The sequence below is a fragment of the Henriciella sp. genome (assembly GCF_029936995.1).
Classification (GTDB): domain Bacteria; phylum Pseudomonadota; class Alphaproteobacteria; order Caulobacterales; family Hyphomonadaceae; genus Henriciella.
Window position 1 is genome coordinate 436,595 of sequence record NZ_JAPYRE010000004.1, and the last position, 8,972, is coordinate 445,566.

Here is an 8,972-nt window from a genome sequence, read left to right on the forward strand (position 1 = left end):
CAGTCAGGGCCGCATTGGTGCGCTCTCTGCTCGAAACCAAGCTCTGCGGCGCAGATGCATGGCCACTCCGGGCAATCTTCATCAATTGTCAGATCGTCCCAGTCGATGCAGAAATGCGCATACTTACCGGGCAAGCGCCCACGCTCCCGAATGAACCAGTATTCCAGCTCGGACATTCCTTGAGTGAGGATTGCTGGCGAAATATCAAACATCCTTCCCCTCCGTGAGAGAGCGGGCGGCAAATAGATTCCACGCCGCTTCAATTTCTTCAGGTCCGGGGAACACATTGTCTGGACAGCCCCGGCAGTACCCGTGCGCAAAAGCGGTCTTCTCGGCTCCCTCCGGATTCACCTCAAGCCCGCAGGCTGTGAGGGCGGCGCGCACGTCAGATTCAAGCAGAATGGCCTCGCCTGTGTCTTCGACGATGATCCGCCCATGTAGCTCATCTGTCAGCTTCTCCACGTTCTTATCCGTCATGGCTATCTCCTTGGGTGAGGGCGGTGAGGAGGGCGATCAGGAGAGCAAGGGCCGGGGTCGGCGCTGTCATGGCTGCGGCCACTCCGGTGTAGCTGGTTAATTGCCCGCGTCGGAGTTCCGCCCACCAAGTGCGATCGTCTTGCTGAGCGAGGTTTGCCACCGCCCACCCCGGCAGCTTCTCCTCAACAAGCGCTAGAGCGGCGTCGAGGGATTGAGTGTAGGCTGGCCCGCCAATACTGGCCGGGCTGTCATTGAATATGGTATCATCCGCTTCCATAAACCGTGAGCCCGGAAATTGAATATTGAGTTCGTAGTCATCAGGCAGGTAACGCCATTCACCGAGCGCTAGTCCAATATCGCGGTCCAGCTCGTAGGTTCCTTCCTCAGCCTCTCGAAGCCGCTCCACCAGCCCCTCCAGCTCTGCCTTGTCTGTGCGCTCACTCATCGTTCACGTCCTTTTTGATGGATTGGGCGAGGGCAACACGCCCTATGTGCTCGAAGATTTCAGCCCAAATATCGACATCATCAATGCCCATCTGGTCGTCCCGAAAGCCGCGCCTGCCCGACAGCGCCTCCATATAAATAGCGCCGCCCAGTCGTCGGGCTTCGCTCATCTCTGAAGGCAGAGGAGTGGGTTCATCATTGTCGTCATACTCGACGTCATAGCGGTAGATGCTGTCACTCATCTCATTTCCTCGTCTGTATCTTGCGTGAGCCTTTGGGTGGCCACGGGTTCTTGCGCCCCTGGATCGTGGACCCGCCACGGGCAGCGCGCTTGTCGGCCTGCGTGCGGCCCTCGGCGTAGCGCTTGGACCGGGCGCGCGGTGTGGCTTCCTTCACCGTCTTCCCCTTCGCGCATTCGGCGCAGTAGAGCGCGCGGTTATCCAGATCGTTGTTGCCGCCGTCCGCGAGCGGTTGCAGGTGCTCATCAATGACTTGCCGAGGCTTTGAGAAATCCAGCTTGCCCCCGCATTTGGCGCAGCGGCAGTCCTGCTTGACGAGAAGCGCGCCGAACTGCTGGCGGGTGAGGGGCTTTCGCTTCACCGCTGGCCGCTTCTGTTCGGCTTCTGGAAGAGAGGAGAAGGGAGTCATGCGGCTTGGTCCTTTTCATTCGGAGCCATCAGATCCACGCCATGCCGCTCGGCAAAGCCTTCTATGATTTCCTGAAGCAGGCTGTGCTCTTGCTTCCCGAGTTTGGAAGTATGCCGACCGATCGGCACCATTCCGCCGTCCTCGGCAGGCATGAACCGCCCGCCGTGGAGCATGTGCATGAAAAAGTCCTTCCATGCGTCTGTGTCGTAGCGCTGACCATGCCAGACCAGTTGCGTGCTGACCGCTGAGAGCATCGCCCACATACGGTCATTTTGTGGCACTGTGCGCTTGGTCTCCTGCAAGGTGAGGCGATACCCCCACGGAGCCTTGGAAATCCATTCCAGCGCCGTTTGCCGGGCCTTGTGGCTGTTTATGGTCAGTTGCCAGCGCATCAGAACGGCACTTCGCTATCGAAATCCTGGTTGAAGCTCTGCGGCGCTGCGTCCTGTGACTGTGCGCTCCCGCTTCCATAGCCTTGCTGCGGGCTCTGGTTGCCTTCCGGCTTGTCCAGTATGGTCAGCGTCGAGTTAAAGCCCCGCAGAACAACCTCTGTGGAGTAGCGGTCATTGCCCTGTTGGTCCTGCCACTTGCGGGTCTCCAACTGGCCTTCCAGATAGACCTTGGAGCCTTTCTTGAGGTAGCTCTGGGCGACCTTTACGAGACCTTCGGAGAAGATCGAGACGCGGTGCCATTCGGTCTTTTCCCGACGCTCGCCTGTGTTCTTGTCCTTCCAGCTTTCAGACGTGGCGACGGTGAGGTTGCAGACCTGCCCGCCATTCTGGAACTGCTTGACTTCCGGGTCCGCGCCGAGATTGCCAACGAGAATTACCTTGTTGATTGATCCGCTCATGATGCTTCTTTCTTTGGAGTGAGCTTACGAAGGTGCGCGCTGTATGCGCTCCGCACGTGGTTTTGATCGCTTTCGCAGAGCTTCTTGATCGCGCCGGATTTTTCCGAGCCCCACGCGTCTAGGGAGCCCCGGTCTGTGCTCTTTTCGAGATCGCCGATAAGCGTTCGAGCCTCGTCGGAAGGGTCCGGCTCGCCCACCATGCTCCGTGTCTTGTCATAGAGAGCGAGGCCAAACGGGTTGCCGAATTGCATAAGTGCCCGCTTCATGGCGTCACTCTCAGCCTCTTTGACTGCTGCCTCGTGCGCTTGCCCCAGATCGGCATCAATGCCGTGGCCTGAGCCAGTCCCTTCTTTGACGATGACATCGCCATCGGCGCGCACGGTCACGCGCACTTTTGCAATGTACGAAACCCCCCAGCCGGGCTTTTCATTGTTTCCTCGGCCAATCGTGCGCTCGCGTTCGGAAACAAGCCGCATCTCGACCGTCTCGCGGTCCCATGCGTCGTAGCCAAATATGTCGTTGGCCGTATTGATCGAGTACCAGGACTCCACGTACGAGAACGCTCGACCACTCTGCTCGCGAGACTTAACGTTTTTTGGGTCAAGCTTGGCCGAAAGCTGATGTGTCTGTTGATCGTTAAAAGGCATCATCTATCTCCCTATTGCCATGCTTGGATTTGAGATTGCGCATTGATGAAGTCGGCATCGGACCAGAAAAAATGGTCGATGTTCGGGGGGCACATTTCAGCAATCTTGTCCTTGGCTTTGTCAGGGTCTCCACCCGCGCCAATCCATGCTGCCGTCAGTGTGTTTTGCAGGCCACGAGCCCGGCGGGTCAGATCGCTGATTGCCTCTTCGACCTGCTCGGCCTCGATGTCATATATCGCGCTCTTTTTACCCGTGACGTAAAGCAGTGAGGCTTTGCCCTCCTGACGGGCACGGGCATAGCCTGCGGTTTGCAGCACATGGTCGTGCTTCGGTTTTGAGGGCAGAGCCTTTGTCGTTTTCAGGTCCAGACAGTAGCCATCCATGATATAATCGGCATACCCGATGAGCGGGACCGCTACTCCGTCCAGCCATGTCTCAATGCGTATCTGCTGCGTTATAGGGCGACCTAGCTTCGCCTCATTCCATGCGCCGATTGCCTGTTGCAGCATGGGCTCAATAAGGCCACGCTCCTTATCCACCTCGTCATCCAGATCACCTTGAGCGTCACGCTCAAAAGTCATCATGGCGTGCTGAAGTGGATCGACGTTTGCGCCCGTCACGTAGGCGGTAAGTCCATCCTCGACCGCCCCACCGCGCCATGCGGCCGGGCCAACCTCTCCACGGATGCCGTAGACGTAATGCGCTACCCATGCGCCACGGTCTCCGGTCCATTTGTTTATGGAAGAGGCCGAAAGGTATTTTACGTTAAAGGTATTGAATATTTCTTGTGACATCAGGCGGCCTCTTTCGTGTTTATCCGCGCGTCGAGCTCGCAAAGCTTTGCCCGAACCGCCTCCAAGTGTCCGTCAATGTCAGCCAGCGCCTTGCGGGCTTCTTCGATATGCCGGGCGGCGTCTTCGGGGTGCGGATTTTCAAGCGCTTTGCGTGAAGCAGTGAACAGCCAGAACTCGGCCGATTTCATTGCAGACGCGAACTCATGCGCGCTGTCATAGGGTCTAGGCATCCTGTTCCCCTTTCGCTTTGTTGTAGGTGGCTCGAGCTTTGCGGAGGTCGCTGACACAGACGCATTTGCCGCCGCTTTGCCATGTCTCGTGATGAAGATCGAAAAGCGTGTCATCCGGAATGGATTCGGGGAATCTCATGTCAACAAACGGCTCCAACGCCTCCACCAGTTCCGCTATAAGGGCTTGCTGTTCACGGGCGGCGGTGAGTTCGTGGAGAACGGCATCGAACGATTTCAGAATGTACTCATTCCCTGCCTCGGCTTCCCGTTTGGAGCCGAGCTGAATATCGTGAAGGCATCTATCCAACCGCTCCAAATCCACACGGTTCTCAGTCTCACTGCTCATTGGTTTGCTCCGGGTTGAGGGTGGTGCGACGCTCAAGGTGTGAAATGGCCACAGCCATTCGGCCCGCTTCCAGATCGGAGAAGCCGATTGACTTCAGCCATTCCTTTAGATGGGCAAACTCCGCTGCTCGGAGCCTCGCCACCTCAGCCTCCAGCCGCTCTACCCGCTCATCGGGAGGGGATTGATTGGGAGGGGTGTCGGGCGCGAAATATTTTAGATAGTCTGACAATCGACGCCGAAGCTGGCCTAGAGCAGCATTAGCAATAACCTTGGAGTGCTGAGTGCGGTCCTCCATATATTTGGCTTGGCGAGCTTCGTATTTTTCAAAAGCGTCGGAAATTGCATTAAACGCCTCTTTCCTCATCGCGTCATCACGCCACCCACTCGCCGGGAGCTGTGGGCCGGAGCGGGTATTCCATGCCTCGGCGGCATCGTGATACGCGCGCTCAAGATCGGGGCCTTGCCCGTCCGTTGCCCCATCACACGCCGTGGTTGAGGCTTCACAGTCGTAACAAAATGCGTGGGTCTCGCCGCTCGCATTAATCAGATCGATATCTTTGCTGCCACAAAATGGGCAATCCAAAAGCTCATCCGTCATTGCGAGCCTCCTGTGAAATCTCCCGCATAAGACGGCGGGTGTTGCGTTGTTTCTCGGCCACGATGGCCATAGCTTGAGCGGCAAGCTCACTGATTTCCGCGATTGCGGCCAGTTCAGCTTCCAGCTCCAGCTTGAGCCCAGCCTGGACCGCTCTGCGTCGTGCCGGGCAGTTGAGCCTTTCCCGCTGGGCAAGGTAGCCGGGGAAGCCCTTGGACGTGGCTTCGCCTGTGGTGTGGGTGCCGGTCATCAGAAACGTCCCCCCATTGCGTCCCAATACGCCTCTTCAGCCGCCTCTTCAGCGGCACCACGCACCTCGTCTCGAAGAGCCCTCATTTCAGCGCGATACTCTTCAGGGCTGGTGTGGCCTTCTTCGTAATCGCGCTCGATTTGCTCTTCAGCTCGCTCGATCCAGTCGCTCATGACTTCCTCCCATTGATATCCAGTGCCTCAGCTAGCCCTTGAGGGGCGGGGCGGAGATTGTCTGATCCGTGCCGCAGCAGGACACGCCGAAGCGATGACGGGTCGTGTTGGGCAAGATCGCGTGCCGCTTCGAGCCCGTCTTCTTCGAGCGTGTCGCGGATTTCCGCACGCCATGTGGCGCGGTAAGCGACTTCCTCGTAAGTCTCGGCTGTCTCTGCGATCCGGTCGGCTTCGGCCCGTAGGTCGGCCTCTCTCTCACGGAGGCGTTCAGCGCGTGCCTTTGCCCGCTTGGCGCGGTCTTCCTCAGATGTGCCAGCAAAGCGGCTAATCTCGGACTCGGTGAAGGGGTAGAGTTTGACGGTCATTGGGTGGCCTCCGCTGGCATGCCGACGCTTTCACGCAGGGCGCGGTAACGAGGGTTCAGCAGTTTTGCGATGAAGTCTGCTTTCATGCGCTCAATGACACGCTCTGCGCACTCAACGGCTTCCTCGCGGGTGGCATAAGCTCGGCCACGGACTTGCTGAGTTTGGGGGCCGCAGTAGTTGCTTTTGCGCATGCGAATGATTGGCACGTAGGGCCACTCAGGGCGGCGTCCGGCCTTGCGGCACTCGGCAGTCCACTCACCGAACTTTTGCTCGGCAACATGAGCGGCAGTGTCGAAATCGGCGGGGAGGATATCGAAGCTAATCATCACGCCGCTCCCTTGCTTGCGAGAGCGCGGTTGGCGTCCTCATCAGCAGGCAGCACCATGCTGATGTCCTCGCCGTTGCGGGACTCGGTGAACACCCACGGCCTAATCTGTATGTCTCTTTCCGATTGCCACTTTGCGATTGCGGCTCGCACGACTTGCTGCAGCTCGGTCCATTGTTCGCTTTTTATGTGGGAAACGATGCTGTCATCATTCCAGCCGCACGCTTCGCCAGACATATCGTAAAAGGGGCCGTTTTCGAGATCCTCGACCCAGCGGCCGACGTGAAAATAGTCAGCCATCTGGACGGGTTCTTTTCGAGCCTCCAAAATGTGAAAGCTAATATTCCACGAACCGTCTTCATTCTGGTCACCGAGACCGACCTCATCTCCAATCGCGGCCTCGATCACATCCTCGCGCGAAGCCTCCGGCCCCACGGTGTAATTTTCCTCGTCGGCTGAGGCGTACCAGCCCCATTCAAGCTCTGCTTCTCGGAGTCCCATCACGCAGCCTCCCCGTCAGATTGGAGAGCGCGGTTGGCTGCGAGCGTGACCTTCTCGTCAGCCAGCTCGCCATACATCACGTCCATGTCCGTGAACTCGTCCACGATGGACTCGCGGTAGGCTTCCAGAACGTAAGGGATGAGATCGCGTTGACCGCCCTTGATCAGCGGCTCGGCTAGCTCCACAGCAACGGCGAAGCAGTGAACCGCATACTCGGCGTCGTTCCTGGCGTGGCGGGCGGCGTCAAACGCATCAGCGCCTGCGACCTCCCCGCTCGTCATGTTCTTGTAGTTGGCGAAGGCCATTAGACCTCTCCCTTGACCAGATACTTCGCAGCGAACTCGCCCAGCGCCTCGGCGCGTGGCTTTAGGGCTGGCCACTGGTCTGCTGCGTTGGGGCCAAGCTCGATAGCGCCCTGAAGGATCGGGATGCATTTCAGCAGCAATTCCTGCCGGGCGTTGGCATCGGCGGCATCGGCGGCGGCATAGGCGGCACGGGCGGCATAGGCGGCATCGGCGGCATAGGCGGCGGCATAGGCGGCATCGGCGGCATAGGCGGCATCGGCGGCGGCATCGGCGGCGGCACCGCCGGCATAGGCGGCGGCATCGGCGGCACGGGCGGCATAGGCGGCATCGGCGGCATCGGCGGCGGCATCGGCGGCGGTGCGGGCCTGCCTTAAAGTCTTGGCGTTTTCCATCGCATCGGCAAAGTCACTCAATCCAACCGCCCGAAATGCGGTCGGCAGGATTTCACGAATGACGCGGAGCGTCATGTATTCCGCACGCTTTTGCTCGTGTTCTGGTGAGCGTGTGCCCGTCATCGGCAGCGCTAGCGGCAAGAGTTTCTGTCTGGCCTCGTCATTCAGAGCGTCATTCAGCCGGATAGCGAAAGCGCCCAAAACGGGGCAGGCACATTTAGGCTTGTCCGTCGCGACTTCACCGGCCAGCCAAGAGGCGGTTTCCATAAAGCACAAGCCATTCTTGAAGTCGCCGCCCGGTCCTGAGCGCAGACGCAGCGGGCCATAAGCATCGAGCTTGGTATAATCGGGGTTTGCCATTGGTCATCTCCGTGTTGCTGGAGATGACTATGCATTATGCGTTATGCATTTGCAACAGCTAAAATGCGTTTTGCATAAATTTTATCCGAGAGCGCGCCCGATCCACACCACTCGCCCTATTATGGCCAGCTTGTCGGCGTCTGAAATTCGGAACTCTCTATATGCGGGATTATCAGAGCGGACGATTACATCGCCATTTTCAAGGTCGCGCTGGCACCGCTTAATCAATAGCTCGTCTTCGAAAGCAATAATGTAAATCGCATCTTTCACAATTCGAGAGACCGATCGGTCCACCAGAACCTTGTCACCATCGTGCAGTGTTTCCCACATCGAGTCGCCGGAAACCTCTAGCACGGAAAGATTTTCTGGTTTTGAGCGTGTCAGGCGGCGCAACTCTTGTTCGCGATAAGGCTGATACCCAAGCGGCTGGCTATCCTCTCCAAACGAGCCCGGCCCAGCGCTGACGCGCAAGTCATATAGAGGAATCCTGGTGATCGGATCGGCACTAGCCACGCTGGCAGTGTCTCCACCCTCGCCAGTAAGCAGCCATTCGACCGTAACTCTATAAGCTTTGGCGTAACGTTTGAGCATGTCGCCCCGGATGCCTCGCGCCCCATTTTCGTGCCCGGCATACGTTGAGTATTTCCAGCCAAACGCCTCACAGGCGTCTTGCGCTGACCCGTATCCTGCGGCCTGTCTGGCTTCCCTGAGGCGATCTGCTAGCTCGTTCATCTGACCTGCATATACGATTGCATTATGCAATAGGCGTTGACATGGCATAATGCGTAACGCATAACGTAATTATGCAGACGATAGATGACCTGTTCGACGCCTTCGGTGGCATCCAGAAAGTCGCAGATGCGGCTGAGGTTGGGTATTCGAGTGCCGCCTGCTGGCGCGCCAGTTCTCGGATGCGCATACCACCCGCGCGGTGGCCTTCGCTTGTTAGGGCGGCAAAAGGGCAGGGCATCAAGCTTACCTACGACGACCTAGAGCGGATTGAGGCGCACTCAAAACGCCAACGCCAAGACGCCACCCAGCAGGTGGCCTCATGATCGACCTTCGCGCCACACCTCGCCGCAAGCTCATCCCGTTCATTCTGAACCGCGTGAAGCCCTACCGCATGACGCCTGACGAGAACCTGCGCGACCTTATGGCTGGCGCACGCAAGCAGGCGCGCGAAAGGCGGTCGGCTTGATCGCGGCTATTCGTTCCTCCTGCCTCTCTGACTGTCCTTCAGAGGTAGGCACTGCCTCGGCGCACCTTCGGG

Annotated in this window: 20 protein-coding genes; 1 reads left to right on the forward strand and 19 read right to left on the reverse strand. The window is 58.4% G+C overall.

The features are described from left to right. Positions 1–204 precede the first annotated feature (204 nt). The 19 genes from Q1K31_RS11580 to Q1K31_RS11670 form a co-directional block, all read right to left on the reverse strand. Positions 205–477 (reverse strand): hypothetical protein, encoded by a 273-nt coding sequence (locus Q1K31_RS11580; protein WP_300379545.1) that lies wholly within the window; start codon positions 475–477, stop codon positions 205–207. Then, positions 467–922 carry a hypothetical protein gene (locus Q1K31_RS11585; RefSeq protein ID WP_300379547.1) on the reverse strand — a complete coding sequence of 152 codons (456 nt, stop codon included), beginning with the start codon at positions 920–922 and terminating at the stop codon, positions 467–469. The genes Q1K31_RS11580 and Q1K31_RS11585 overlap by 11 nt, the downstream gene beginning before the upstream one ends. Next, on the reverse strand, positions 915–1,163 hold the full coding sequence (locus Q1K31_RS11590) for a hypothetical protein (RefSeq protein ID WP_300379548.1): 249 nt from the start codon (positions 1,161–1,163) through the stop codon (positions 915–917). The genes Q1K31_RS11585 and Q1K31_RS11590 overlap by 8 nt, the downstream gene beginning before the upstream one ends. A 1-nt stretch (position 1,164) precedes the next feature. Beyond that, complete coding sequence (locus tag Q1K31_RS11595; protein WP_300379550.1) at positions 1,165–1,569, reverse strand: HNH endonuclease signature motif containing protein; 405 nt, start codon at positions 1,567–1,569, stop codon at positions 1,165–1,167. Continuing rightward, the gene (locus Q1K31_RS11600; RefSeq protein ID WP_300379552.1) at positions 1,566–1,961 is read right to left on the reverse strand and encodes a recombination protein NinB; all 396 of its coding nucleotides are present in this window, start codon (positions 1,959–1,961) and stop codon (positions 1,566–1,568) included. Before Q1K31_RS11600 ends, Q1K31_RS11595 begins: the two co-directional genes overlap by 4 nt. Further along, on the reverse strand, positions 1,961–2,419 hold the full coding sequence (gene ssb, locus Q1K31_RS11605) for a single-stranded DNA-binding protein (protein ID WP_300379554.1): 459 nt from the start codon (positions 2,417–2,419) through the stop codon (positions 1,961–1,963). Before ssb ends, Q1K31_RS11600 begins: the two co-directional genes overlap by 1 nt. Next, complete coding sequence (locus tag Q1K31_RS11610) at positions 2,416–3,069, reverse strand: RAD52 family DNA repair protein (RefSeq protein ID WP_300379556.1); 654 nt, start codon at positions 3,067–3,069, stop codon at positions 2,416–2,418. Before Q1K31_RS11610 ends, ssb begins: the two co-directional genes overlap by 4 nt. A gap of 8 nt (positions 3,070–3,077) precedes the next feature. Beyond that, positions 3,078–3,860 (reverse strand): PD-(D/E)XK nuclease family protein, encoded by a 783-nt coding sequence (locus Q1K31_RS11615; protein ID WP_300379558.1) that lies wholly within the window; start codon positions 3,858–3,860, stop codon positions 3,078–3,080. Then, the gene (locus Q1K31_RS11620; RefSeq protein WP_300379560.1) at positions 3,860–4,090 is read right to left on the reverse strand and encodes a hypothetical protein; all 231 of its coding nucleotides are present in this window, start codon (positions 4,088–4,090) and stop codon (positions 3,860–3,862) included. Before Q1K31_RS11620 ends, Q1K31_RS11615 begins: the two co-directional genes overlap by 1 nt. Beyond that, on the reverse strand, positions 4,083–4,436 hold the full coding sequence (locus Q1K31_RS11625) for a hypothetical protein (protein WP_300379562.1): 354 nt from the start codon (positions 4,434–4,436) through the stop codon (positions 4,083–4,085). Before Q1K31_RS11625 ends, Q1K31_RS11620 begins: the two co-directional genes overlap by 8 nt. Beyond that, a complete protein-coding gene (locus Q1K31_RS11630) occupies positions 4,426–5,034 on the reverse strand; it encodes a Lar family restriction alleviation protein (protein ID WP_300379564.1) in 609 nt (202 codons plus the stop codon). The genes Q1K31_RS11625 and Q1K31_RS11630 overlap by 11 nt, the downstream gene beginning before the upstream one ends. After that, positions 5,024–5,281 (reverse strand): hypothetical protein, encoded by a 258-nt coding sequence (locus tag Q1K31_RS11635; protein ID WP_300379566.1) that lies wholly within the window; start codon positions 5,279–5,281, stop codon positions 5,024–5,026. The genes Q1K31_RS11630 and Q1K31_RS11635 overlap by 11 nt, the downstream gene beginning before the upstream one ends. Beyond that, on the reverse strand, positions 5,281–5,454 hold the full coding sequence (locus tag Q1K31_RS11640; protein WP_300379568.1) for a hypothetical protein: 174 nt from the start codon (positions 5,452–5,454) through the stop codon (positions 5,281–5,283). Before Q1K31_RS11640 ends, Q1K31_RS11635 begins: the two co-directional genes overlap by 1 nt. Next, on the reverse strand, positions 5,451–5,819 hold the full coding sequence (locus Q1K31_RS11645; RefSeq protein WP_300379570.1) for a hypothetical protein: 369 nt from the start codon (positions 5,817–5,819) through the stop codon (positions 5,451–5,453). The genes Q1K31_RS11640 and Q1K31_RS11645 overlap by 4 nt, the downstream gene beginning before the upstream one ends. Then, complete coding sequence (locus Q1K31_RS11650; RefSeq protein ID WP_300379572.1) at positions 5,816–6,145, reverse strand: hypothetical protein; 330 nt, start codon at positions 6,143–6,145, stop codon at positions 5,816–5,818. The genes Q1K31_RS11645 and Q1K31_RS11650 overlap by 4 nt, the downstream gene beginning before the upstream one ends. Beyond that, positions 6,145–6,645: a hypothetical protein gene (locus tag Q1K31_RS11655; protein ID WP_300379574.1), complete on the reverse strand. Its 501-nt coding sequence runs from the start codon at positions 6,643–6,645 to the stop codon at positions 6,145–6,147. The genes Q1K31_RS11650 and Q1K31_RS11655 overlap by 1 nt, the downstream gene beginning before the upstream one ends. Further along, entirely contained in the window at positions 6,645–6,950 is a 306-nt protein-coding gene (locus Q1K31_RS11660; RefSeq protein ID WP_300379576.1) for a hypothetical protein, read from the reverse strand. Before Q1K31_RS11660 ends, Q1K31_RS11655 begins: the two co-directional genes overlap by 1 nt. Further along, positions 6,950–7,702 carry a hypothetical protein gene (locus tag Q1K31_RS11665; protein ID WP_300379578.1) on the reverse strand — a complete coding sequence of 251 codons (753 nt, stop codon included), beginning with the start codon at positions 7,700–7,702 and terminating at the stop codon, positions 6,950–6,952. The genes Q1K31_RS11660 and Q1K31_RS11665 overlap by 1 nt, the downstream gene beginning before the upstream one ends. Positions 7,703–7,783: 81 nt before the next feature. Then, positions 7,784–8,482, reverse strand: a complete 699-nt coding sequence (locus Q1K31_RS11670; protein ID WP_367187573.1) for an XRE family transcriptional regulator — start codon at positions 8,480–8,482, stop codon at positions 7,784–7,786. A gap of 271 nt (positions 8,483–8,753) precedes the next feature. Between Q1K31_RS11670 and Q1K31_RS11675 the strand changes: the two genes are divergently transcribed. Beyond that, positions 8,754–8,900, forward strand: a complete 147-nt coding sequence (locus Q1K31_RS11675) for a hypothetical protein (RefSeq protein ID WP_300379582.1) — start codon at positions 8,754–8,756, stop codon at positions 8,898–8,900. Positions 8,901–8,972 lie beyond the last annotated feature (72 nt).

Bases quoted from the DNA above. Each gene is read 5' to 3' on its own strand.
- Q1K31_RS11630 (WP_300379564.1), bottom strand. From the start codon at position 5,034: ATGACGGATGAGCTTTTGGATTGCCCATTTTGTGGCAGCAAAGATATC.
- Q1K31_RS11675 (WP_300379582.1), top strand. From the start codon at position 8,754: ATGATCGACCTTCGCGCCACACCTCGCCGCAAGCTCATCCCGTTCATT.
- Q1K31_RS11610 (WP_300379556.1), bottom strand. From the start codon at position 3,069: ATGATGCCTTTTAACGATCAACAGACACATCAGCTTTCGGCCAAGCTT.
- Q1K31_RS11650 (WP_300379572.1), bottom strand. From the start codon at position 6,145: ATGATTAGCTTCGATATCCTCCCCGCCGATTTCGACACTGCCGCTCAT.
- Q1K31_RS11590 (WP_300379548.1), bottom strand. From the start codon at position 1,163: ATGAGTGACAGCATCTACCGCTATGACGTCGAGTATGACGACAATGAT.
- ssb (WP_300379554.1), bottom strand. From the start codon at position 2,419: ATGAGCGGATCAATCAACAAGGTAATTCTCGTTGGCAATCTCGGCGCG.
- Q1K31_RS11655 (WP_300379574.1), bottom strand. From the start codon at position 6,645: ATGGGACTCCGAGAAGCAGAGCTTGAATGGGGCTGGTACGCCTCAGCC.
- Q1K31_RS11660 (WP_300379576.1), bottom strand. From the start codon at position 6,950: ATGGCCTTCGCCAACTACAAGAACATGACGAGCGGGGAGGTCGCAGGC.
- Q1K31_RS11615 (WP_300379558.1), bottom strand. From the start codon at position 3,860: ATGTCACAAGAAATATTCAATACCTTTAACGTAAAATACCTTTCGGCC.
- Q1K31_RS11665 (WP_300379578.1), bottom strand. From the start codon at position 7,702: ATGGCAAACCCCGATTATACCAAGCTCGATGCTTATGGCCCGCTGCGT.
- Q1K31_RS11625 (WP_300379562.1), bottom strand. From the start codon at position 4,436: ATGAGCAGTGAGACTGAGAACCGTGTGGATTTGGAGCGGTTGGATAGA.
- Q1K31_RS11640 (WP_300379568.1), bottom strand. From the start codon at position 5,454: ATGAGCGACTGGATCGAGCGAGCTGAAGAGCAAATCGAGCGCGATTAC.
- Q1K31_RS11580 (WP_300379545.1), bottom strand. From the start codon at position 477: ATGACGGATAAGAACGTGGAGAAGCTGACAGATGAGCTACATGGGCGG.
- Q1K31_RS11620 (WP_300379560.1), bottom strand. From the start codon at position 4,090: ATGCCTAGACCCTATGACAGCGCGCATGAGTTCGCGTCTGCAATGAAA.
- Q1K31_RS11595 (WP_300379550.1), bottom strand. From the start codon at position 1,569: ATGACTCCCTTCTCCTCTCTTCCAGAAGCCGAACAGAAGCGGCCAGCG.
- Q1K31_RS11600 (WP_300379552.1), bottom strand. From the start codon at position 1,961: ATGCGCTGGCAACTGACCATAAACAGCCACAAGGCCCGGCAAACGGCG.
- Q1K31_RS11635 (WP_300379566.1), bottom strand. From the start codon at position 5,281: ATGACCGGCACCCACACCACAGGCGAAGCCACGTCCAAGGGCTTCCCC.
- Q1K31_RS11670 (WP_367187573.1), bottom strand. From the start codon at position 8,482: ATGCCATGTCAACGCCTATTGCATAATGCAATCGTATATGCAGGTCAG.
- Q1K31_RS11585 (WP_300379547.1), bottom strand. From the start codon at position 922: ATGAGTGAGCGCACAGACAAGGCAGAGCTGGAGGGGCTGGTGGAGCGG.
- Q1K31_RS11645 (WP_300379570.1), bottom strand. From the start codon at position 5,819: ATGACCGTCAAACTCTACCCCTTCACCGAGTCCGAGATTAGCCGCTTT.